The sequence below is a fragment of the Microbacterium sp. NPDC057741 genome, assembly GCF_042798735.1.
Taxonomy (GTDB): domain Bacteria; phylum Actinomycetota; class Actinomycetes; order Actinomycetales; family Microbacteriaceae; genus Microbacterium.
This window is the reverse complement of record NZ_JBHVJW010000001.1, coordinates 226,021-247,595: the sequence shown is the minus strand read 5'-3', so window position 1 is coordinate 247,595 and position 21,575 is coordinate 226,021. Positions and strand designations below refer to the sequence as shown.

Annotated in this window: 19 protein-coding genes; 9 read left to right on the top strand and 10 right to left on the bottom strand. The window is 70.9% G+C overall.

What is annotated here, in order from left to right:
- Positions 1–40: 40 nt before the first annotated feature.
- Positions 41–1,195 carry an NAD(P)-binding domain-containing protein gene (locus ACFVDO_RS01165; protein WP_378859118.1) on the bottom strand — a complete coding sequence of 385 codons (1,155 nt, stop codon included), beginning with the start codon at positions 1,193–1,195 and terminating at the stop codon, positions 41–43.
- Positions 1,196–1,267: 72 nt separating this feature from the next.
- Between ACFVDO_RS01165 and ACFVDO_RS01160 the strand changes: the two genes are divergently transcribed.
- Both ACFVDO_RS01160 and ACFVDO_RS01155 read left to right on the top strand, forming a co-directional pair.
- The gene (locus ACFVDO_RS01160; RefSeq protein ID WP_378859119.1) at positions 1,268–1,504 is read left to right on the top strand and encodes a hypothetical protein; all 237 of its coding nucleotides are present in this window, start codon (positions 1,268–1,270) and stop codon (positions 1,502–1,504) included.
- A gap of 162 nt (positions 1,505–1,666) precedes the next feature.
- The gene (locus ACFVDO_RS01155) at positions 1,667–2,791 is read left to right on the top strand and encodes a calcium:proton antiporter (protein WP_378859120.1); all 1,125 of its coding nucleotides are present in this window, start codon (positions 1,667–1,669) and stop codon (positions 2,789–2,791) included.
- A 19-nt stretch (positions 2,792–2,810) separates the two neighbouring features.
- On the opposite strand, the gene ACFVDO_RS01150 is transcribed toward ACFVDO_RS01155, so the two are convergent.
- The 3 genes from ACFVDO_RS01150 to ACFVDO_RS01140 form a co-directional block, all read right to left on the bottom strand.
- Entirely contained in the window at positions 2,811–3,851 is a 1,041-nt protein-coding gene (locus ACFVDO_RS01150) for an alcohol dehydrogenase catalytic domain-containing protein (protein ID WP_378859121.1), read from the bottom strand.
- Between the two features lie 68 nt (positions 3,852–3,919).
- On the bottom strand, positions 3,920–4,990 hold the full coding sequence (gene cydB, locus ACFVDO_RS01145; RefSeq protein WP_378859122.1) for a cytochrome d ubiquinol oxidase subunit II: 1,071 nt from the start codon (positions 4,988–4,990) through the stop codon (positions 3,920–3,922).
- A gap of 17 nt (positions 4,991–5,007) precedes the next feature.
- Entirely contained in the window at positions 5,008–6,588 is a 1,581-nt protein-coding gene (locus ACFVDO_RS01140) for a cytochrome ubiquinol oxidase subunit I (RefSeq protein ID WP_378859123.1), read from the bottom strand.
- 99 nt (positions 6,589–6,687) lie between these two features.
- On the opposite strand from ACFVDO_RS01140, the gene ACFVDO_RS01135 reads away from it, so the two are divergent.
- Both ACFVDO_RS01135 and ACFVDO_RS01130 read left to right on the top strand, forming a co-directional pair.
- Positions 6,688–7,047 (top strand): BlaI/MecI/CopY family transcriptional regulator, encoded by a 360-nt coding sequence (locus tag ACFVDO_RS01135; protein WP_378859124.1) that lies wholly within the window; start codon positions 6,688–6,690, stop codon positions 7,045–7,047.
- Positions 7,048–7,064: 17 nt separating this feature from the next.
- Positions 7,065–7,877 carry a M56 family metallopeptidase gene (locus ACFVDO_RS01130; protein WP_378859125.1) on the top strand — a complete coding sequence of 271 codons (813 nt, stop codon included), beginning with the start codon at positions 7,065–7,067 and terminating at the stop codon, positions 7,875–7,877.
- Here the strand turns inward: ACFVDO_RS01130 and cydC are convergent.
- On the bottom strand, positions 7,836–11,162 hold the full coding sequence (cydC, locus tag ACFVDO_RS01125) for a thiol reductant ABC exporter subunit CydC (RefSeq protein ID WP_378859126.1): 3,327 nt from the start codon (positions 11,160–11,162) through the stop codon (positions 7,836–7,838). The two genes, ACFVDO_RS01130 and cydC, sit on opposite strands and share 42 nt — an antisense overlap.
- A 74-nt stretch (positions 11,163–11,236) precedes the next feature.
- Between cydC and ACFVDO_RS01120 the strand changes: the two genes are divergently transcribed.
- Positions 11,237–11,926: a GNAT family N-acetyltransferase gene (locus tag ACFVDO_RS01120; RefSeq protein ID WP_378859127.1), complete on the top strand. Its 690-nt coding sequence runs from the start codon at positions 11,237–11,239 to the stop codon at positions 11,924–11,926.
- Here the strand turns inward: ACFVDO_RS01120 and ACFVDO_RS01115 are convergent.
- Positions 11,871–12,863 carry a GlxA family transcriptional regulator gene (locus ACFVDO_RS01115; RefSeq protein WP_378859128.1) on the bottom strand — a complete coding sequence of 331 codons (993 nt, stop codon included), beginning with the start codon at positions 12,861–12,863 and terminating at the stop codon, positions 11,871–11,873. The two genes, ACFVDO_RS01120 and ACFVDO_RS01115, sit on opposite strands and share 56 nt — an antisense overlap.
- A 118-nt stretch (positions 12,864–12,981) precedes the next feature.
- Between ACFVDO_RS01115 and ACFVDO_RS01110 the strand changes: the two genes are divergently transcribed.
- From ACFVDO_RS01110 to ACFVDO_RS01095, 4 genes are read left to right on the top strand one after another with little or no spacing between them, the layout of a single operon-like run.
- On the top strand, positions 12,982–13,569 hold the full coding sequence (locus tag ACFVDO_RS01110) for an isochorismatase family protein (protein ID WP_378859129.1): 588 nt from the start codon (positions 12,982–12,984) through the stop codon (positions 13,567–13,569).
- A 54-nt stretch (positions 13,570–13,623) separates the two neighbouring features.
- Positions 13,624–14,103 carry a GNAT family N-acetyltransferase gene (locus tag ACFVDO_RS01105; RefSeq protein ID WP_378859130.1) on the top strand — a complete coding sequence of 160 codons (480 nt, stop codon included), beginning with the start codon at positions 13,624–13,626 and terminating at the stop codon, positions 14,101–14,103.
- On the top strand, positions 14,096–14,392 hold the full coding sequence (locus tag ACFVDO_RS01100) for a hypothetical protein (protein WP_378859131.1): 297 nt from the start codon (positions 14,096–14,098) through the stop codon (positions 14,390–14,392). Before ACFVDO_RS01105 ends, ACFVDO_RS01100 begins: the two co-directional genes overlap by 8 nt.
- 27 nt (positions 14,393–14,419) lie before the next feature.
- Positions 14,420–14,851 (top strand): VOC family protein, encoded by a 432-nt coding sequence (locus tag ACFVDO_RS01095; RefSeq protein ID WP_378859132.1) that lies wholly within the window; start codon positions 14,420–14,422, stop codon positions 14,849–14,851.
- 6 nt (positions 14,852–14,857) lie between these two features.
- Here ACFVDO_RS01095 and ACFVDO_RS01090 read toward each other — a convergent pair whose 3' ends face one another.
- Genes ACFVDO_RS01090 through ACFVDO_RS01075 form a run of 4 tightly spaced genes read right to left on the bottom strand, consistent with a single transcriptional unit; the run spans position 14,858 to position 21,523 of the window.
- Positions 14,858–15,538: an ABC transporter ATP-binding protein gene (locus ACFVDO_RS01090; protein ID WP_378859133.1), complete on the bottom strand. Its 681-nt coding sequence runs from the start codon at positions 15,536–15,538 to the stop codon at positions 14,858–14,860.
- A complete protein-coding gene (locus tag ACFVDO_RS01085) occupies positions 15,538–16,458 on the bottom strand; it encodes an ABC transporter ATP-binding protein (RefSeq protein WP_378859134.1) in 921 nt (306 codons plus the stop codon). The genes ACFVDO_RS01090 and ACFVDO_RS01085 overlap by 1 nt, the downstream gene beginning before the upstream one ends.
- Before the next feature lie 20 nt (positions 16,459–16,478).
- Positions 16,479–19,166: an ABC transporter permease gene (locus ACFVDO_RS01080; RefSeq protein ID WP_378859135.1), complete on the bottom strand. Its 2,688-nt coding sequence runs from the start codon at positions 19,164–19,166 to the stop codon at positions 16,479–16,481.
- A complete protein-coding gene (locus ACFVDO_RS01075; protein WP_378859136.1) occupies positions 19,163–21,523 on the bottom strand; it encodes a hypothetical protein in 2,361 nt (786 codons plus the stop codon). Before ACFVDO_RS01075 ends, ACFVDO_RS01080 begins: the two co-directional genes overlap by 4 nt.
- Positions 21,524–21,575: the final 52 nt, after the last annotated feature.

Below are 21,575 nucleotides of genomic sequence, written 5' to 3'. Positions count from 1 at the left end.
AGGCGGGCGCACGGCGCGCAATCAGCCTCGCGGACGTCGATCACCGGAACCGGGCGACGTCGGCCCGCATGAACGCGTGACGGCGCGCTTCCGTGAACGACTGGGCGCCTGCTGCCACCGGGTCTGCGGCGAGCGCGGCCTGGACACCGAGCGCCGCCCGCCGCCCGGCTCGGTTCGCACCGATCGTGCTTGCGGAGGGCCCGTAGCCGACAAGCTGCACACGCGGGTCCGCCACGGCCGTCGTCCCCCGGCCTTCGCGGTCGAGCTGGATGCCGCCGGCCGCACTGCGCAGATGCAGCGGCGCGAGGTGCGAGATCGCGGGACGGAAGCCGGTCGCCCAGATGATCGCGTCCAACGGCTCGAAACGTCCGTCGGCCCAGCGCGCACCGTCCGGCTCGATGCGCTCGAACATCGGCAGACGCCGGTCGTAGACCCCCATGCGTGCGGCCTCCTGCTCCTGCTCGCGCAGCATCAGGCCGGTCACGCTCACCACACTCTGCGGGGCGAGCCCCTGGGCGACGCGCTGCTCCACGAGTGCCACGGCGGCAGCGCCGGCATCCGGGTTGAACTCCCCCGTGCGCCAGACCGGTTCGCGCCTGGTCGCCCACAGCACGTCGGCGATCGGCGCGAGAGCGCCAAGGAACTGCACGGCAGACGCGCCGCCGCCGACCACCAGAACTCGTTTGCCGGCGAAGTGCGACGGGCCCGGGTAGTCCACCGTGTGCAGCTGCTCGCCCAGGAACGTCTCCATGCCCGGGTAGTGCGGCAGGAACGGATGGGTCCACGTTCCCGTCGCGTTCACCAGAGTGCGAGTGCGCCAGCTGCGCTCGCCGGCGTGCACAACGAGCACCCCGCCGTCATCCGTGACGCGGTTCACGTGCACCGGTCGCACGACCGGCAGGTCGTGCGTGCGCTCGTATTCGGCGAAGTAGGCGGGAACCGCCTCGTTGGCCCGCGCCGTGGTCAGCGGCGGCGGCGGCGAGCCGGGCAGCTCGGCGACGCCGTGCACGTCGAGCATGGTGAGCGCGTCCCAGCGATGCTGCCACGCGCCGCCCGGCGCACCGTCTGCATCGAGCACGAGGTGATCGATGCGCAGCCTGCGCAGATGGTGCGACGTCGACAGTCCGGCCTGGCCGGCGCCGATCACGATGCTGTCGATGGGGTTCACGCCAGGAACAACCCCATTCACGAGCATGATGTTCCCTGGCCGAACGCTGAAGCGTGACAGCCCCTTCAGACCATCCCGCAGCGGGCGTAGGTTTTCACCATGAAGCGAATGTGGTGGATCCTCGTCCTGGGGGTGATCCTGCTGCTGGTCGGCGTGGTCTGGACGCTGCAGGGACTCAACGTGCTCGGAGGGTCGGCGATGAGCGGCTCCCCGCTGTGGGCCACGATCGGACCGATCGTGCTGGTGGTCGGAGTCATCCTGATCGTCGTCTCGATCTTCGGCGCGCGCCGCCGCGGTGGCGACCGGGAGTCAGGCGGCGGGCGGCCACCGACGTGAGTCTCAGTTCGTCAGCCGCCCCGGAGCGCCGTTCACCGCCGTGCGCTCTCCGACGCCTCCGAGGCGCGCTCGGATAGACTCGCAATCGGATGGAACACCTGCGGGACGACCCGCAGGTCGCACTCATGAGCTGGGACGGCCCCGCAGAATCAAGGATTCCTCGTGACCACTCTCAAGAGCATCCTCACCAGAGCCGTGATCGTCCGCCTGATCCTCGGCTGGGGCGCCTTCCTCGCCACGGTCCTCACCGGCCCGCTGCTGTCCCAGCCGCTGCCAGGCCCCGTGCTGCTCGCCGTGCTCGCCGCCATCGTCGCGGTGATCATCGTGTGCGCCTTCGGCGTGGTGACCGAGGCCGAGCACCTCGCGCATCGGCTCGGCGACCCCTACGGCACCCTCGTCCTGACGCTGTCGATCGTGCTGATCGAGGTGATCCTCATCTCGGCAGTCATGCTGGGCCCCGGCGAGCATGCCACCATCGCCCGTGACTCGGTGATGGCCGTGTCGATGATCATCCTGAATCTCGTCGTCGGTGCGGCATTGCTCGTCGGCGGCATCCGACATCGCTCGCTGCGCGCGAACAGCACCGGCGTCTCGGCCTACCTGTCGCTGCTGGTCGTGCTGCTCGTCACCGCCTTCTTCCTGCCTGGCCTGATCGGCGTGGACGGCGCGTATACGCCGGCGCAGGCGATCCCGGTCATCGTCCTCACCCTGCTGCTGTACGGCTTCTTCCTGTGGCGTCAGACCGGCGCGCAGGCGACCGACTTCACCGAGCCGGGCCACGAAGCGGATGCACCGGCGCCGCGCACCCCGATCGGCGATGTGCTCCGGGAGCACCGCACCGAGGTGCTCCTGCGCACCGCCGTGCTGGTCGCCACGGTGCTGCCGATCGTGCTGCTGTCGCACGACATGGCGACCCTGCTCGACGACGGCCTCGACCGGCTCGGCGCGCCCGTGGCGCTGTCCGGCATCCTCATCGCCATGATCGTGTTCCTGCCCGAGACGATCACCACCGTCCGCGCCGCACTCGGCGGAGAGATGCAGCGGGTCAGCAACCTCTGCCACGGTGCACTGGTCTCCACGGTCGGTCTGACCATCCCCGCGGTGCTGATGATCGGGCTGTTCACCGGTCAGACCGTGATGTTGGCCGAGACGCCCACGAACCTGGTGCTGCTCGGCGCCACGCTGCTGCTCACGGTCGCGACCTTCGCCGGCAAGAGGCTCACCGCGATAAGCGGCTCGGCCCACCTGATGCTGTTCGTCGTGTACGGCCTCACCGTCTTCGCCTGACGCCGGCGCGGAGCCGTCCTCAGGGCACCAGCACCGCGCGCCCCTGGATCCTGCCGTGATGCAGATCGTCGAACGCCTGCACGGCATCGTCGAGCGAATACCGCACGACCTCGACGCCGATCTTTCCGGCCCGCGCCAGCGCGACCGCCTGGCGCATGTCGGATCGGGTGCCGCCGTAGGCGCGCTCGATGTTCACGCCCCACGGCAGCGGGGTCCCGCTGCCCGCGACGTACGGGAAGGAACCGTTGCCCAGTCCGACGAACCGGATGGCCCCGCCACCGCGCACGACCGAGAGCGCAAGATCCACAGTCGGCTGCACACCGACGAAGTCGAACACGACGTCCGCCCCGACGCCGCCGGTCTCGGCGAGGATCCTCGTGGCCGCTTCGCCGTCGCTCGGGATCGCAAGGTCGGCGCCGTGCTCGCGAGCGAACTCGAGCTTCGCGGGGTCCGTGTCAAGGGCGATGATACGAGCTCCGGTGGTCGCCGCGAGGATCTGCAGCGCCATGTGCCCGAGCCCACCCAGGCCGATCGTCACCACGGTGGCGTCGCCGCCCATGCGATCTCGCACGGTGTTGATGGCGTGCATCGGGGTGAGCGCCGCGTCGGCGAGCGGGGCCGCGGCCACAAGGTCGAGATCGCCGATCGGATCGAGGTGGTGCGCCTTCACCGCGATGTAGTCCGCCATGCCACCCGGAGTTCCGATACCGGGCGACAGCGGGGCCAGGGCGTCGCGCGGATACGCGACCTCGCACTGGTTGTCCCGACCGGCCAGGCATTCCCGGCACTGCCCGCAGGACAGGATCAGGGCCACCAGTGCCCTGTCACCGATCTGCCATCCCCGTACGTCCTCGCCGAGGCTCTCGACCGTCCCGGAGACCTCGTGCCCCAGGGTGCCGCCGATCAGCGGGTTGTCGTCACCCATGCCGATGATCGCGATGTCGGAGTGGCAGAGTCCTGCGCCGCCGACCTTCAGAAGCACCTCATCGGGCTGGATCTCCGGAACCGGCTTGTCCAGGATCTCGACAGTGTCGTTCCTCACATAAGTGACCGCACGCATCACGGACTCCTCCTCTGGCCGCGATCCAGCGGCCGCAGATCGAGTGGGCGCGGACGCGCCGCACGCCCTCAGGCTACTCGTCCCGACCCGCCGGTCGACCGGGCATCCGCCCTCAGCACCGCCGGCAGCACGATGTGCGCCTCGGGAATCGACCCAGGTCGCACCCGGGCCCGGAAGATCCAATAGCTCCAGCCCTGATAGAGCAGGATCACCGGGAGCGCCACCGCGGCGACCACGGTCATCACGCCCAGCGTGTAAGGGCTGTTCGCCGCGTTCCAGACCGTCAGGTCGAAGGCGGCATCAATGGTGGACGGCAGCACCAGCGGGAACATCCCGGCGAACACCGCACCAGCACCGAACAGGCCGAACGCGGCGTAGCCGGTGAACGCGAAACCCTCGCGACGACGACGTGCCGAGACCCACCCGAACACGGCACCTGCGACCGCGAGCACGATGAACACCCACGACAGCACGCTGCCGCCGTGCTCGAACTGCACCCAGAGCGCCCAGACCGCAGCCGGCACCAGGCACAGCGGGGCCCAGCGAGCCGCGAACCGGCCGGCGCGCTCCCGCACGGGTCCGTCGGCTTTGAGCCCCAGGAACGTCGCCGAGTGCGCGAGTGCGAAGCCCACCACCGCGAGACCGCCCAGCACAGCCGGCACCGTGAGCCAGACGAACGGGCCGCCCACACGGTCGCCGTTGGCGTCGATCGGCAGCCCGGTCGAGGTCAGTGCCAGCGCCGCACCGATGCAGAACGCCACGATCAGCGAGCCGAGCCCGATCATCCACGTCCACACGTCCCGCCAGCGCTGCGTCGCCACCTTGCCGCGGTATTCGATGCCGACCGCGCGCACGATCAACCCGACCAGGGTGATCGTGAGGGGTACGTAGAGCGTGGAGAACAGGGACGCGTACCAGGCCGGGAACGCCGCGAACAGCGCGGCCCCGGCGGTGATCAGCCACACCTCGTTGCCGTCCCACACCGGACCTATCGTGTTCAGCATCACACGGCGGTCGCGCTCGCTGCGGGTCGAGAAGATCATGTGCATCCCCACACCGAGGTCGAAGCCCTCGAGCAGCAGGTATCCGATCCAGAGCACCGCGATCGCGGTGAACCAGATGACTGGCAGCGGTTCCATGGTCATTCCTCCAGATCTCAGTAGGCGAAGGACAGGACGTCGTCGGAGGCGGGTTCGCCGGAGTCGTCGTCATCATGACCTCGCGAGGCGAGCTCCGGCATAGACGCCGCGACACCGCCGCGGATGTACTTCACCATCAGGAACATCTCGATCACGAGCATCACGCCGTACACCGCGGCAAGCGTGATCACCGAGAACAGCAGCTCTCCCACGGTCACGCCAGGGGACACGGCTGCGGCGGTGAACATGAACACTCCGTCCACCCCTGTCGCATCCGGGTTCGGCGCGACGACGAACGGCTGCCTGCCCAGCTCGGTGAAGATCCACCCGGCGATGTTCGCCGCGAACGGAGCGACGATGCCGAGCAGCGCGAGGCGCATGATCCACTTCGACCGCAGCACGGTGCCCTTCCTGGTGAGCCACAGCGCGACCACGGCGCCGGCCGCGACGATGCCGCCCAGGCCGATCATGAGCCGGAAGCCCCAGTAGGTCACCCACATCACCGGCACGTACTGCACCTCGCTGCCGGCGCGGTCGCCGTAGATCGCCTCATCCGGGATGGTCGCACCGTACTGGTCGACGTACTTCGGCTCCAGGTCACGGATGCCCGGCATGTCTGCGCCCCACTCCCCTGTGCCGAGGAAGCCGAGCGCACCGGGCACCTCGATGAGCGTGACGACATCGGAGCAGTCGCTCGACCCGGGGTCGCCCAGAGAGAGCACCGAGAAGGACGAGCCCGTGTGGCAGGCGGCCTCCGCGGCAGCCATCTTCATGGGCTGCTGCTCGTACATGAGCTTGCCCTGCACGTCTCCGGAGACGACCGTGCCGAGGAACCCGGCGATCGCTATCACCGCGCCGAGGCGCAGCGACCAGATCCAGACGCCGTGGTCGACCTTGTCGCGCCCGGGCACGGCATCCGTCTCTCCGACGACGACGCGGCCGGACTCATCGACGGTGTCGATGCCGTCGTGGCGACGACGCCACAGGTGGTACCAGGAGATCGCGAGCAGGAACATGCCGGCGACGACGAGGGCGCCGAGGATCGTGTGCGTGTACGCGGCGATCGCGGTGTTGTTGGTGAGCACCGCCCAGATGTCGGTCATCACCGGGCGCCCGTCCTCGCCGAGCTCCACGCCGACGGGGTGCTGCATCCACGAGTTCGCGACGATGATGAAGTACGCCGAGATCCACGAGCCGATCACCGCGCACCACAGCGCGGCGAGATGCAGGCCCTTGCGCAGGCGTCCCCAGCCGAAGATCCAGATGCCGAGGAACGTCGACTCGACGAAGAACGCCAGCAGGCCCTCCATGGCCAGCGGGGCGCCGAACACGTCACCGACGAATCGGGAGTACTCGCTCCACGCCATGCCGAACTGGAACTCCTGCACCAGGCCCGTCGCCACGCCGATGATGAAGTTGATCAGATAGACCTTGCCCCAGAACTTGGTCATGCGCAGGAACTTCTCGTCGCCTGTGCGCACCCAGCGGGTCTGCATGATCGCGACCATCAGCCCCAGCCCCAGGGTCAGCGGCACCATCAGGAAGTGGTACACGGTCACGATGCCGAACTGCCACCGAGCGATGTCGAGCACGTCCACGCGGATCTCCTTCTACGTTGTGTAGAACGCTTTCTACACAGCATAGAACAATTTCGACTCGGGGTAGAATGAAGCGACCGCGAAAAAAGGAGGCCGGAGATGGGAACGCTCGGAGAACTCGAACGCGCCGTCATGGACGCGCTCTGGGACTCCTCGGCAGACTCCCTCACCGCGTATGACGTGCAGGACGTCCTGCAGGGGCAGGGGCGCTCACTCGCAGCCACGACGCTGCTGACGGTGCTGTCCCGTCTCGAGAAGAAGGGCTTCGTCGATTCGGATCGTTCGGCGCGCCCTCATCGCTACCGCGCCGTCGCATCCCGGGCGGATCACACGGCCGAGCTGATGCACGAGGTGCTCGGCGAATCCGGCGATCGCAGTGCCGTGCTGGCCCGCTTCGTCGGAGGCGTCTCGGCGGAGGATGCCGCGGTGCTGCGCAGCCTGCTCACCGGCGGCGCCTGAGGGTCACCATGCCCCTGATGACCGGCCTGCTGATCGCTGATCCCTCGCTCGCGGGGGCGGTCGTGATCCCGCACGCCGCGATCGTCGCTGCGGCCGCCATGCTCGGCCTCGTCGCGCTCACCCTCGCCTGGCCGGTGCCGGTCGCGCTCTCGCGCGCCTCGTGGCCGACCCGGATGCCGGTGATCGCCCTGCTCCTCTGGCAGGCGATCGGTCTCGCCGGAGGCCTGTCGATGATCGGCGCCCTCGCGCTCAGCGGATTCGCCGTGGCACCGCAGCATCCCTGGTACGTCCTCCTGCCCGCCATCGCGTTCACGATCTACCTCCTGTCGCATCTGGCCGTCACGGTCGTTCAGGTCACTCGGCAGCGTCGTCGCCACCTGGCACTTCTCGAGCTGCTGGCCTCACCGCATCCGACGAGGGCGCGCACCCAGGTGATCGACGACGCCGTTCCGGTCGCCTACTGCCTGCCGCGCGGCTCCGGTTCGGTGACCGTGCTCTCGCAGGGCCTTCTGGACAGGCTCGATCCCGACGAGCTCGTCGCCGTCATCGCACACGAGCGGGCGCACGTCGAGCAGCGGCACGACCTGCTGCTGCTCGCATTCCGCGCCTGGCGCGCCGCACTGCCATGGTTCCCGATCGCCGCGCGCGCCGAGGCGGATGTCGCCGCGCTGGTGGAGATGCTCGCCGACGATCACGCCCGCCGCGAGGTCAGGGACGAGGTGCTCGCCCGAGCGATCCTCGCCGTCGGCGCGGACGGCGTTCCCGGAGCCGAACGCGCAGTCTCCGGCTCACCTCGCGTGAGTGACCGCTTCCGCCGGCTGGCGGCCTGACTCCGCCGGTTCCAGCTGCAGGAGGCCGTCGCCGGCCCGACGATCATCCGCGCGGTGCGAGACCAGCACCACGATGCGGTCCTCTGTCGCGGCGCGGATGTCGGCCATCATCGCGGCGGCGGTCGGCGCATCCAGGTGTGCCGTGGGCTCGTCCAGCAGGATGACATCGGCGCGGGTCAGCAGCGCGCGGGCGACTGCGAGACGCTGACGCTCGCCACCGGAGAGTGCGGAGCCGCCAGGTCCGACTCGGGCGTCGAGACCGATGCGCCCCACGAGCGGCTCCAGCCCCGCCATGCTCAGGGCCGCATGCAGCGCAGCGTCGTCGGGTGCGTCCTCACGCGGGCGCGCGAGGAGCAGATTTCCGCGGATCGTCGAATCGAACACGTACGCGTCCTGCGGGCACCACGCCACCCGATCGCGCCAGGCGCGCTCCGACAGGGTCGTGATCGACGCGCCGTTCGCGCGGATCGCGCCGTGCTGCACGGGCAGGGCGCCCATGATCGCGGAGAGCAGCGTGGACTTGCCCGAACCGGACGGCCCGTCCAGAACCAGCCAGCGACCTCGCTCGGCCCGGCCGTCGACGCCGGCGACAGCGGGCGCGGGCGCGCCGGGGTACCTGATGGCGACCTCGGCGAGCTCCAGCTCCCGCGTCGGGCCGTCCAGCTGCGCGGCGCCCCAGGGCACCGCGGGCGCGGGCTCGAGCACCGGCGAAAGCCGAGCGATCAGAGCGCGCAGCGCCGGCATCCGTCCGATCGCGTCGACGAGGGCGACCAGCGGCTCGGCCAGCGCGAGCGCGACCAGCGCGAGCACCGAGGCGCGGTCGGCGGGAAGCTGGGGCGCGAGCAGCGGCACCAGCACGCCGAGCAGCGTGACGCCGGCGGTCACGACGGCTGCGCCGAGCCCTGCCGACCAGGCCGTGCGCCGCTCGGCGGTCGCGAGCGCGGCCGCGCTCGCGTCGAGCGTTCGCAGCGCATCCGCCGCCACACCGTTGCTGCGCAGGTCGTCGGCCGCGCTCGTGAGGGCCGCGGTACCGCGCACGATCTCGGAGCGCACACCCACGCGCACGACGCCGGCGCGGCGCTCCGAGAACAGCGCGAGGAGTGCGGCCAGCACGACGGCGAGCACGAGCACCGCCGCCACCGCAGCGGTGAGCTCGGGCGCCACGAGACCCGTGGTCACCACCGCCGCCAGCAGCACCAGCACGCCGGCGCCGAGCGGTGGCAGGACCCGCGGCAGCTGATCACGCAGGTCGCCGGACAGCGTCACGAGATAGTCCAGCGGCGCGCCGCCGGAGAGCAGGCGGCGCGATCCGGCCCCTCGTGCGGCGATCGAGTCCCACAGCCTCAGCCGCAGCGCGTCGACCACACGCAGGGTCGCTCGATGCGTGACCAGGCGCTCCGCGTAGCGACTCACCGCCCGGCCGATGCCGAACGCCCGCACGCCGACGATGGCGACCAGGAGGTACATGATGTACTCCTCGACACTGGCCCGCACGATCAGCCAGCCGGACAGCGCCGTCAGCGTTATCCCGAACCCGGCGGTCAACGCGGCGAGCAGGATCGAGCCCGTCCAGATCCAGCGGTTCGGACGCAGCAGCGACCGCAGGGTGAGCCCGGCACCGACCTGCGCCCGCTCGGCCAGCTGCACGGAATCCGCATCGGGAACCGCGGATGCCGCAGAGGCAGCGGGCGAGTCATGTCCATCCGGCACCTCTGCCTGCGCGGGAGCCGCGCTGCGAAGCGCGATCCGCCACTCCGCCAGAGCGAGGGTCTCTGGCTCGTGGGTGGCCAGGACGACGACACAGCGTCGCGCGCGGCGCAGCACCGCGGCGCGGACGAGATCGGCGGCGTCGCGGTCCAGATGCGCGGTGGGCTCGTCGAGCAGCAGCAGCCGCGCCCCCTGATCGACTCTCGCGAGCGCACGGGCCACGGTCAGACGGCGCTGCTCACCCGGACTGAGCTCGGCGGTGGCGGCATCGGCGAGCGATCCGAGCGCGAGCTCGTCGAGCACCTCGGTCCCCGCTCCGAACAGGGCGAGCTCCGCACGCGGCGTGGCGGCGAAGAACTGCGGCGCCTGCGGCGCCCATGCGACCTCGTCGGCGCTCACACCGGTGATCGTGCCGGTTGTCGCGGCATCCGCCGGGAGCGTGCCCGCCAGCGCGGCGAGCAGGGTCGACTTGCCTGCGCCGCTCGGTCCCGTGACCGCCGTGATGCCCGCGAGCGTGGCGGAGACGCCGTCGAGCAGAGCCTCCGAGCGTCCTGCGTACTGGACGCAGACTCCCCGCAGCCGCACCGGCCCGCCGACGGAGCGACGTGCATCGTGCCGCGCCGGGCGCGCGAGGATCTCACGTGCACGTCCCAACGCGGAAAGTCCGTCCTGCGAGGCGTGGAACGCGGCGCCCATCTCCCGCAGCGCGAGGAAGCACTCCGGCGCAAGGATCAGCGCGATCAGGGCCGGTTCGAGCTCCATCGTGCCGTTCAGCAGGCGGATGCCGAGAAGCACGGCGACCACCGCCACCGACAGGGTCGCGATCAGCTCCAGCGCGAGCGCGGACAGGAACGCCCAGCGCAGGGTCTCCTCGGTCTTCTCGCGGTACTTGCGCTGAACAGCATCGAGGGCGCGGGTCTGCTCTCGCACGCGGCCGAGGCCGACGATCACCGGAAGGCCGCGGGCCAGCTCGGCGAGATGATCGGCGAGTCGGGTGAGTGCGGTCAGCGCGGCATCCGTGCGCTGCTGGGTGCGCTTGCCGATCAGCACCATGAACAGCGGGACCAGCGGCAGGGTCAGCACGACGACCAGTGCGCTCACCCAGTCGGCTCCGAGGATCCGAAGGCCGACGATGATCGGCACCACGGCTGCGGAGATCATCGCCGGAACCGACTGCACGTAGTAGTCGTCGATCGCATCAAGGCCGTCGGCGGCCAGCACAGCTGTGCCCCCACCCGATTCCCCGCCCTCGGCGAGGCGCCGCCAGAGACGGGAGCGCAGGTCGAGTTTGACCGCGGTGGCGATGCGACGGGCGAGCACGGCGGTGGCCCACTCACCGCCGACGCGGAGCACGACGCCCACCGCGCCCAGGAGGACGACGGTTCGGGTGGCGCGCTCGTCGAGACCGCCACCCGCGAGGGCGGCGATGCCGCGCGCCACGGCCTCGGCGATCAGCACCAGGCCGAGCCCGCGCAGCGCGGCGAACAGGCCGAGGCCGTACAGAGCGCCGCGAGGGGCGGGTCCCAGGTCGGGGCGGGGGGCGGGCGCCGCCGCGGCCGAGCGTCGGGCTTCACTCACCCAGGGATCATTCACGACCGGCTGTCGACTCACCCCGCAATTCTACGCCCCGTAGAAGTTCTCTCGTGCAGGGCGTGGACGACGCATCGCCATGGTGCGAGGATCGGACCCTGGCCGATGAGCACACCTCCGAGAGGTACCGCACGCGCCTGCTGAGCACCGAGTCCTGGGACGACTTCGCCGAGCTCGTAGAGGCGAACAATGGCGTATGGGGCGGCTGCTGGTGCATGGGCTTCCATCCGGAGGGTCTCGATCAGAAGACCCGAGGAGCCAACCGGGTGAACAAGCAGGCGCTCGTGCGAAACGGAGTCGTGCACCAGATGCTCGTCTACGACGGCGAGGAGTGCGTGGGCTGGTGCCAGTTCGGCAGCCCGGCCGAGATCGCCCGCATCAAGAATCAGAAGACCTACGAGAGCGGGCTCGTCGCCCTGCCGGACTGGCGGATCGGGTGCATCTTCACCGGCAGCAGACACCGCCGCACGGGTGTTGCCCGCACGGCCGTCGCCGGGGTCATCGCCGCGATCGAGGATGCCGGCGGAGGAACCGTCGAGGCGTACCCGGAGCAGGACACGGAGCGCGACCCGCAGCGCGGCGCCTACTTCCACACCGGCCCGGAGAGCCTGTTCGAGGAGTTCGGCTTCACGCGCGATCGTCGGATCGCGAAGTGGCGCTGGGTGATGCGAACGACCGTGGGGCGGTCCTCGGCCGTCAGTGCGCCGACGACGGAGAGACCTGGAACCGCGCCCGGTAGTCGGACGGCGTGACCCCGATCCGACGGCGGAACGCCCTTGTCAGCGTGTCGACGGTGCCGAAGCCGCAGTCGACGGCGACGCGCTGCAGCGTGTCGTCACCCGTCTCGAGGAGGTTGCGCGCCATCTCCACCCGCGCGGTCTCGACATAGGCCGCCGGGGTCATGCGCAGCTCGGTCTTGAAGATGCGCGTGAGCTGGCGATCGCTCACGTGCGCTCTGGCCGCGAGCTCGGGCACGGTCAGGGGCCGCCTCAGGTGGGTGGCGATGTGGTGGCGCAGCTCATCGATCCGCGGTGTGCTGGACGCGGTGCCCAGCGAGACGCTGAACTGACTCTGGCCGCTGGGCCGCTTCATGTACATCACGAGCTGCCGCGCCACGCGAAGTGCGCTGTCCTGGCCGAAGTCCTCCGCGACGAGCGCCAGGCTGAGATCCAGGCAGGCGGTCAGCCCGGCTCCGGTCCAGATCCCGCCCTCCCGGATGAAGATCGGGTCTGCATCCACAGTCACCTCCGGATGCTCTGCGGCGAGCTGCGCGGCGGTCGACCAGTGCGTCGTCGCGCGCAGGCCGTCCAGCAGCCCGGCCGCGGCGAGGACGTGCGCACCCACGCACACGGATGCCACCCGGCGGGTGCCCGGCGCCAGCATCCGCACCCGCCGCACGATCGCGGGGTCGACGACCGCGCGCACCCCCACGGCGTCGCGCGCGACCGCGCCGGGAACGATGAGCGTGTCGACCCGGCGGCCGGCGATGTCGTCGAACGTCGCATCCGGCAGCACGCGCACGCCGGCGGAGGTGACCACCGGCTCCAACGTCTCGGCGACGAGCAAGACCTCGTAGCCGGTGGGTTCGCTCATCTCCCGCTCCAGCAGCGAGAAGACCTCGGCCGGTCCTGTGACGTCGAGCAGGTCGACGCCGTCGAACACCGTGACGACGATCAGGCGGCGGATCATGGATGCTCCTCAGAATGTCGGTTTCTGCGGCTTGCATGACATTGCCGACATGCCGCGCCACTCCTAGCGTAGAACGTGCCCCGCGAAATGGGGCTCTTCCCTTCGAAAGGACCTCACGATGGCCACTCCCCTGCGCGAACTCGACGGCGAAGCCCACGCCCCGGCGGTCCTCGCCGATTCGACGGTGATCCTCGTCGACTACCAGAACACCTACACGCAGGGCGTCATGGAGCTGGAGGGCTGGTCCGAGGCTCTGGATGCCGCTGCGGCGCTGCTCGAGCGCGCACGACGCGAGGGCGCGAAGGTCATCCACGTCCAGCACGACGGAGGCGAGGGCAGCCCGTACGACATCCGTGCGGACATCGGCGCGATCCATGAGCGTGTCGCCCCGCTCGTGGGAGAGCCCGTGGTCGTCAAGTCCGCGCCGAACGGTTTCGTCGGCACCGACCTCGGCGACCGGGTCGACGCCACGGGCAACACGGACGTCATCGTCGTCGGGTTCATGACGCACATGTGCGTGACCTTCACGTCGGAGGGCGCCTTCCTGCGCGGCAACCGCGTCACGGTCGTGGCGGACGCCTGCGCGACGAGGGCGCTGCCGTCGGCGGCGGGAGAGGTCGCCGCGGCCGACCTGCACCGCGGTGCACTCGCGGCCATCGGAGACGTCTACGCGCAGGTCGTGCCGAACGCCGAGGGGCTGCGCTGAGCACAGCCGTCATGATCCGCCTCGGCCGAGCAGGGGGCCGCTAGGCTCCCTGCCATGGCCTCGACGATCGCGTTCGCTCCGCTCACCCCGGATGCCGCGGGCGAGGTGATGACCCTGCAGCGCGCCGCCTATGCGACCGAGGCGCAGATCTACCGCGACCCTTACCTGCCGGCGCTGACGCAGCCGTTGGCGGACGTCCAGCAGGAGCTGCGCGGCGCCGGCATCGGCGCGCGCATGGACGGCCGGCTGATCGGTGCCGTGCGCTGGACGATGCAGGGCGGGGTCGCGCACATCGGCCGGCTGACCATCGCACCCGACATGCAGGGACGAGGTCTGGGCACGCAGCTGCTGCGGGCCGCCGAGGAGGCCAGCGGGGCGAGCGTCTTCGAACTGTTCACGGGGCACCTCAGCGAGGCCAACATCCGACTGTACGAGCGAGAGGGCTACGTCGTCACACGCCGAGAGCCGCTGCATGCCGGCGTCGATCTCGTCCACCTGCGCAAGGAGGCAGCCGGTGGTGCAGCCCATGCCTGAGCAGGAGGTCCTGCTCTGCTGTCTGCTGTGGGCGGTGGAGGGTCGGTCGGCCGAGCTGACCGCGTACGAGGACGCCGTGCTCTCCCTCGTGCCGGAGCACGGCGGTGAGGTCGTGCAGCGGGCCGCGAGCGCCGGCACCGCCCCGCATCCTGACGAGGTTCAGCTGTACCGGTTCCCGTCTCAGGCAGCCCTGGACTCCTACCTGGCCGATCCTCGCCGGACCGTGCTCACTGCACGCCGCGATGCCGCGATCGCACGCACCGAGTTGTTCCCTGTGCGGTTCCGCTGATCCTCTCCCCCGCGTAGCGTGGCCGATATGGCAATCATGCGCATGGACAACGTCGGGATCGTCGTGGACGACCTCGACGCCGCCGTCGAGTTCTTCACCGTGCTCGGCATGGAGCTGGAGGGGCGGCAGCTGATCGAGGGCGAGTGGGCGGAGCGGGTCGTCGGCCTTCGCGGGATGAGATCGGAGATCGCGATGATGCGCATCCCCGGCACCTCCGGCAAAATCGAGCTCGCCACCTATCACGCACCCGCCCTGCTCGGCGGGGAGCCCGCGATCCCGAACACGCTCGGTTTCCACCGGGTGATGTTCGCCGTCGACGATCTCGACGAGACGATCAGCCGCCTGCGCCCGCTCGGAGGCGAGGTGCTCGACGAGGTCGTGGACTACCGCGGCCTCGTGGGACTCTGCTATTTCCGCGGGCCCGGAGGGATCGTCATCGGCCTCGCCGAGGACGCCTGAACAGACTCAGCGCTCGCGTCGGCGCAGCACTCCGTCATGCAGGTCGAGCACGCGATCCGCGCGCGCGATCATCGCCGGATCATGGGTCGCGACGATCGCGGCCGTGCCGCGGTGGTGCACCAGGCTGGCGATGAGGTCCATGATCTGCGCGCCGGTCTCGCTGTCGAGCTGCGCGGTCGGCTCGTCCGCGAGCAGAATGCCCGGCGCCATGACCAGCGCCCTGGCGATGCCCACGCGCTGCTGCTGCCCTCCGGAGAGCTCCCCCGGCCGCTGGCGCGCGTGATCCTCGAGACCGACATCGCGCAGCGCCTCCGCCACCCGACGATCGCGCTCAGCGGGGTCGGTTCGACGGATGCGCAGCGGCACCTCGACGTTCTCCGCGGCGGAGAGCACGGGGATCAGCCCCGAGGTCTGGAAGATCGACGCGATCCGCGCACCGCGCAGCGCGGCGACATCGGTGCGGGGATCCGCGAGATCGGCACCGTCCACGAGCACCCGACCCGAGGTGGGGTGGTCCAGTCCGCCGAGCATCGTCAGGAGCGTGGTCTTGCCGGCGCCGGAGCGGCCTGCCACGACGACCAGCTCCCCCGCCGCGATGGACAGGTCGGCCTCTCTGACCGCTGTCACATCGCCGCCCGGGCTCGGGAACACCCGCGACAGCGACTCGGCCTGCAGCACCGTGCTCATCACGCCTCCTCCCCCGGCACGTCGGGCACCGGATCGTCCTGCCCTGGGTCGTCCTGCACGGGGGCCACCCGCACGTGATCAGGCTCGAGGGTGAGCTTCACACGCTCACGCAGTTCCAGCGCCGAGACGAAGTCCACCGGAAGCTGCATCCGCCCGGCGCGGTCCAGCACCGCATACTCCTGCGCGGTGCGCACAGAGCGCCCCTCCTCATCGGTCCCGGTGCGCCGCAGCGTCTCGGTCGAGGTGCGGCCGTCGCGGATCCGCACCGTGCGCTCCACGTGCTCGGTCACCCCGACATCGTGAGTCACGATGAGCGTGGTCACCCCGCGCTCGCGGTTCACCGTCTCCATCGCGCCGAGCACTTCGGCGCTGGTCACCTCGTCGAGCTCGCCGGTGGGCTCATCCGCGAGCAGCACGCGCGGCCGGTTCGCCAGCGCGACGGCTATCGCCACACGCTGCCGCTGGCCGCCGGACATGTCGCCCGGGCGCTTGTCAGCCACCTCGGCCGCGCCGAGCTGCTCCAGCAGCTCGTCACCGAAGCGCGCACGCTCCGCGCGCGGCACCACTCCGGCCACCTGATGCACCATCGCGATGTTCTCCCTCGCCGACAGGTACGGCAGGAGGTTGCGCGCGGACTGCTGCCAGACGAACCCGACGCTGCTGCGGCGGTACTCCAGCCGCTCCGCGCCCTTCATGGTCACCAGGTCGTGCCCGGCGACGCGCGCCGACCCGGCTGTCGGCCGGTCGAGGCCCGCGAGGATGCCGAGCAGTGTGCTCTTCCCCGACCCGGAGGCCCCCACCAGGGCGACCATCTCGCCGGTCGCCATCCGCAGCTCCAGGCCCTGCAGCGCCTGCACCTCGACCCCCTGCGCGGTGAAGATCCGCACGAGACCCTCGCACACGATCGCTCCGTCAGTCATGTCCGGCACTCCTGTCATCATCAGTCCTGCTCATCGTCCGCACGGACCACCGTCCCGGTGCCGAGCCGCGACGCCAGCGCCGTCGCGGCCACGACCGCAACGGTCGCGAGCAGAGCGAACCCGAGCACCGCCAGCAGCAGCCACGCCCCGCCGAACTCGACCGGTGGCTGCGTGGGGCCACCCACGAAGCCGCGCAGATCCAGCTGCGGGATCACCAGCACCGCCATCGCGATCCCGGCCCCCACGCCGAACGGCACCGCCAGCAGCAGCGCCGGCGCGACCTCCCAGGCCACGAGCCGGCCAGCTCCGCGTCTCGAATGGCCGAGCGTGCGCAGGATCGCCAGCATCCGCGCGCGGGACGGCGCGCCCAGCAGGAGCATCGCGACCACTGCCACCGCCAGCAGCACCGCCACGACGGCACTCGCCGCGAGCAGCGCCCCCTGCACGACCCGGTATCCGGGGTCAGCCATCCGCGTCGCAGCCACCTGCTCGGGCGTCTGGAACGCGGCATCCCCGCCGAGCGCCTCGACCGCCGCTTCGCCGACCGTCTCCGGGTCTGCGCCGGGGTCGACCGCCACGTACAGCTGCATCACGCCGGTCGCCCGCTGGCCGAGATCAAAGGCGTGGTCCCGGTCGACGATCACCCACTGCTCAGCGGTGCCGAAGGGCACCTGCGACGGCGCGATGCCGACCACCCGCACAGGCGTGCCGTACACCTCCAGCTCGAGCCCGCGCGTGTCGTCCACGCCGAGGATGTCCAGGAGCTTTCGGGACACGACGACGGGGATCGCATCGTCTGAAGACCCGTCGAGCGTGGCAGGGAGAGGGATCGCGGCCTCCGATCCTCGCTGCACCGCCGCGAAGTCATCCCGGTCCAGCGCGTACACGCGCGTCTGCGCCGTGTGACTGCCTGTGGTGACCTCCACGCTCGATCCGCCGCTCACACCGGCCACCGCGGCCACCCCGTCGATGTCCTTCACCCGGTCCACGGACTCCGGAGTGATGTACGCGCTCGTGATCCGCAGGTCGGCACCGACTCCCGCCTCCGCGGCACGCACGATCCCGCTCGACACGGTCGCGGCGAAGGCGACCGCGAAGACCGCCACGCCCAGTCCGACCACGACCGCGAACACAGGAGCGGTCCGCACCACCGCGTCGCGGCGGGCGCGCGCCGGACCGAGCAGCCCCGTGAGTCCCGCCTCGCGTCGACCGCGGTTCTCGGCCGCCTGCAGGAGCAGCGGCAGCAGACGCAGGGCGAAGATGCTGCCGCAGGCTCCGAGCAGTACGAGCAGTGCGAGCAGCAGGGGGTCTGCGCCCTCCGCACCACCGCGCGCGAGGATGAGAGCCGCGAGCACCGCGGTCAGCACCAGGATCAGCGCCTCCGCGCCGAGCCGGACGAGGCCACTGCGCCCGGTCTGGCCGAGATCGCTGCGGCCGCGCCGCTCGACGTCGACGAGCGTGCTCCACGGCAGGGTCACGGCGGGTACCACGGCGAGGATCGCAGGTACGCACAGCACCCAGGCGCCGACCCATCCCGGCCGGACGGCGGCCGCACCGGCACCGATCGCCGCACCGAGCACGCCCAGCACGGCCCCCTCTCCCCCGAGCATCCTGATCAGGCTCCCCCTGGAAGCGCCGCGCGCCTGCAGCACCCGCGCCGAGGCGACCCTGCGCACCGCGATCAGGCGGCTGACCAGGGCGAGCACGACCAGCGCGACCACGATCGGTCCGACCACGGCGACGGTGACGACCGGTGTCATCGCATCCGCGCGCGCCATGCCGACGTCGATCGCCTGCGGCAGTCCGGAGCGCAGCGGCAGACCCCGATTGAAGAACGCGTCGACGTCCATCGGGATGGCGACCGGCTCCGCGGCCATCAGCCGGAGCTGCGCCGAGACCTTCGGGGCGGTGTCGGCCTCGATCGCGTCCGTGTCGAACGGCATCCAGGAGCTGAGCTTGATGTCGCGGATGAGGTCGGTGAGCTTCGTGACCTCGTCCACGTGCATGAACCCGGCCACGACGAGGATGCGGTCGCCGTTGGCGTTGGTCTCGATCAGCGGGTCCACTGAGCCTCCGATGAACGGCCAGTCTCCCCTGTCGTGCGCCGACGGCGTGACGATGCCGGTCAGGATCACCGTGAAATCGTCGTCCCAGACACGCGGAGTCCCGACCTTCCAGTCCAGCTGATCGGCGATCGTGTCGGTGAGGGCGATCTCGATGCCGTCCGCAGGATCGGTGAGCTCCGGCATCCGCCCCTCGACGAGCTCGGAGCGGTCCACGAACCCGGGATCGGAGACCAGCGAGACCTTGTTCATGGGTGCGGGCGCCGCACGACGCGGATCGCGATCGAATGTCGGCTCTGCGTCATGCCCGACCGTCATCCGCGGAGTGCCCAGCAGATCGCGCAGCGGCTGCGGCTGACCCTCACGGTACTGTTCGAGGCGGTTCAGGGTGGTGCCCCAGACGCCGGTCTCCGGATCGGAGCCGCTGCCGAACACCGGCACCCCCGGCATCGTCCCCGACGGCCACTGCGCGAGTGCCGGAAGCGATGCGATCTCACGCTGCAGGGTGGCGGTGCGTCCCTCGGCGAGAAGCGCGGGGGCGGCGACGCCGAGATAGGACAGCACGGCGATCACCACGACGATGAACATCGACAGCGTCGGCGTCGTGAACGCGCCGCGCACGGCCACCGGTGTACGGACGCTCATGATCCCGCCCCCAGGATCACCGGCAGCACCGTGACCGCGACGACCGCGCCCAGCGCCGCCCCGGCGAGCACCGCGTACACGGCGACGCCGATCGTCTCGCCGGCGCGCAGCGCGCGCTGCCGCGATCGCGGAAGTCCGAGAGCGCGCAGCACCATCGGCTCCTCTCGACGCGAGCCCGACATCGCGGAGGACGCCGCGACGAATCCGAAGACACCCAGCACGGCGGCGATCAGCGCGCCGGCCGCGAGCACGGCGGGCGCCACCGCCGTCGCCGGCGTCGCGCTCACCTGCGCCGCGGTGAGGATGCGCACAGGATGCGTCGCCTGCACACGCAGTTGGTCGGCGGTCTCCGCGGGGTCGTCGCTGCGCAGCCAGAGCTCGTCGGGAGCGAGTTCGACGCCCGCTGCCACCAGTTCCGCCGGATCCGTGGCGACTCCCCAGTCCGTCCCCACGCCGGGCAAGGAGTCGACGATTCCTGCGACCTTGATCGAGACCGGCTGCGCGGCGAAGCGCACCTGCGCGGTGAAGACCGTTCCGACACGCGCACCCAGGCGATCGGCGAGGCTCCGCGTGATCTCCGCGCCGACGATGCCGCCGGAGCCGGCGTCGATCGGCCCATCGAGGCCGAGAGCCTCCGAGGGGCCCGCGAGAAGGTCGACCGTGTCCGCTCCGACGGCGAGCGGGGTGCGCAGGATGTCGGACGCGGAGGTCACGTCCTTCCAGGCGCCGGCTTCGGCGGCTGTGACGTCCAGCCCGCCATCCGCGATCATCCGGACATCACCGCCCAGCGCCGCGTCGAGGCTGCGCTGCTCAGCGGCGGATGCCACCACCGGCGCGGCGACCGCGAGCGCCGCCGAGGACGCCGCGAGGGCGAGACACAGGATCGCGACGGCGGTGCCACCGATGCGGCGTGCGATCTGTCGCAGCGGCAGGATCGGCGCGATTCCCCGGGTTGCGCGCAGCAGTCGCTCCAGGAGCGCTGCGATGGGGGCCGCGAGCACAGGAACGAGCGCGCACGCGGCGATGATGAGGAGCGCAGGAGCGGTCGCCGCCAGCGCGTCCGTGCTGCCGTCCGGACGCAGCACCGCCCCCTCGGCGAACAGCTGCCAGGTGGCCAGCGCCGCGAAGGCGACGGCGACGAGCGCGGGCAGGATGAGCGCCGGAAGCGTGCGCATCCCGGCATCGCTGCGCACCGGATGCGCGCCGTCTGCGGTGCCGGCGACACGCAGGGCGAACAGCATCGCGACCACGGCGGGGAACACGACTGCGCCGATGGCGACCAGCACGATCGTCATCGTCACGCCCCCGAAGATCGCGAGCACCGCCATGGCCGGCAGGGCTCCCGCCGCAGCGAGGAGCGCCGCTTCGGATGCCGCGCCGAGCGCCAGACGCCGTCCGGATGCCCCACGCGCACGCAGCAGGGCGAGCTCCTCCGTTCGAGCCGCTGACAGTGTGAACAGCACGACTCCCAGCACCAGAGCGCCGAGCAGGGCGATGATCAGCAACGGCGCCACGAGCAGCCCTCTGGTGCCGGCGACCGCGAGGGCCTGGCGCTGCAGGGTCGCGCCGAGCGATCCAGCGATGTCCATGTTGTATTCGTGGTCGGGATCGACGGACGCAGGCACGTCCGGCATGGCGCGCACCCCGGCCTGCAGTCCGGGGATTGCGGCCAGGGCAGTGCCGTCGGGCGAGACCTCCCACGTCACGAGAGGCGGATCGGGAAGCTCGGTCAGCGCGCCGGCAGCGACGAGCGCCGGGCCGATCACGTCATCGGTCTCTCCGGAGACGACGGATGGGTCGCCGTGCCACGCCGGATCGGTGGCGTCGTGAGGGGTCCAGGTGCCCACAACGGTGAGTTCCGTTGCCGCGCCGTTCAGCACGGTCGGGTCGGAGAGGACGATCGTGTCGCCGACGCCGAGGTGCGCTCTGTCGGCCGCCGCTGCGGAGAGCGCGACCTCGTCGGCTCTCTTCGGCCAGCCCCCCTCGGCGAGGGTCGCGAGCCTCGGCACCCGTTCGTCATCGAGCAGCCCTATGTCGAACCGATCGCCGCCACTCGCCGCCGGCACGTCCGCGCTGACCTGGCGCGCCACGACGATGTCCGACCCGTCGAACGCGGCGGCGATCGCATCGCGCACTGCGGCATCCTGCTTCGCAGCATCCGACGCCTCGTCGGCGACCACGCGAACGGTGCGCGCATCGGGCTCGGCATCGGTCATCATGCGGGCCGCGCCGTCCTGCAGCATCCGCTCGGCGACCACGTCCAGACCGCCGATGCCGACGACGACCAGGGCCACGACGAGGCCGACCAGCGTCAGCCGACCGGCATGCTGACCGGCCCGCCTCACTGCAAACGCCATCGTCCCTCATTCTGCACGCAACGCAGAACATCCTTGCCCGGACGGCGCGCGA

Bases quoted from the DNA above. Each gene is read 5' to 3' on its own strand.
- ACFVDO_RS01165 (WP_378859118.1), bottom strand. From the start codon at position 1,195: ATGCTCGTGAATGGGGTTGTTCCTGGCGTGAACCCCATCGACAGCATC.
- ACFVDO_RS01160 (WP_378859119.1), top strand. From the start codon at position 1,268: ATGAAGCGAATGTGGTGGATCCTCGTCCTGGGGGTGATCCTGCTGCTG.
- ACFVDO_RS01150 (WP_378859121.1), bottom strand. From the start codon at position 3,851: ATGCGTGCGGTCACTTATGTGAGGAACGACACTGTCGAGATCCTGGAC.
- cydB (WP_378859122.1), bottom strand. From the start codon at position 4,990: ATGGAACCGCTGCCAGTCATCTGGTTCACCGCGATCGCGGTGCTCTGG.
- ACFVDO_RS01135 (WP_378859124.1), top strand. From the start codon at position 6,688: ATGGGAACGCTCGGAGAACTCGAACGCGCCGTCATGGACGCGCTCTGG.
- ACFVDO_RS01130 (WP_378859125.1), top strand. From the start codon at position 7,065: ATGACCGGCCTGCTGATCGCTGATCCCTCGCTCGCGGGGGCGGTCGTG.
- ACFVDO_RS01115 (WP_378859128.1), bottom strand. From the start codon at position 12,863: ATGATCCGCCGCCTGATCGTCGTCACGGTGTTCGACGGCGTCGACCTG.
- ACFVDO_RS01110 (WP_378859129.1), top strand. From the start codon at position 12,982: ATGGCCACTCCCCTGCGCGAACTCGACGGCGAAGCCCACGCCCCGGCG.
- ACFVDO_RS01105 (WP_378859130.1), top strand. From the start codon at position 13,624: ATGGCCTCGACGATCGCGTTCGCTCCGCTCACCCCGGATGCCGCGGGC.
- ACFVDO_RS01100 (WP_378859131.1), top strand. From the start codon at position 14,096: ATGCCTGAGCAGGAGGTCCTGCTCTGCTGTCTGCTGTGGGCGGTGGAG.
- ACFVDO_RS01095 (WP_378859132.1), top strand. From the start codon at position 14,420: ATGGCAATCATGCGCATGGACAACGTCGGGATCGTCGTGGACGACCTC.
- ACFVDO_RS01090 (WP_378859133.1), bottom strand. From the start codon at position 15,538: ATGAGCACGGTGCTGCAGGCCGAGTCGCTGTCGCGGGTGTTCCCGAGC.
- ACFVDO_RS01085 (WP_378859134.1), bottom strand. From the start codon at position 16,458: ATGACTGACGGAGCGATCGTGTGCGAGGGTCTCGTGCGGATCTTCACC.
- ACFVDO_RS01080 (WP_378859135.1), bottom strand. From the start codon at position 19,166: ATGAGCGTCCGTACACCGGTGGCCGTGCGCGGCGCGTTCACGACGCCG.
- ACFVDO_RS01075 (WP_378859136.1), bottom strand. From the start codon at position 21,523: ATGGCGTTTGCAGTGAGGCGGGCCGGTCAGCATGCCGGTCGGCTGACG.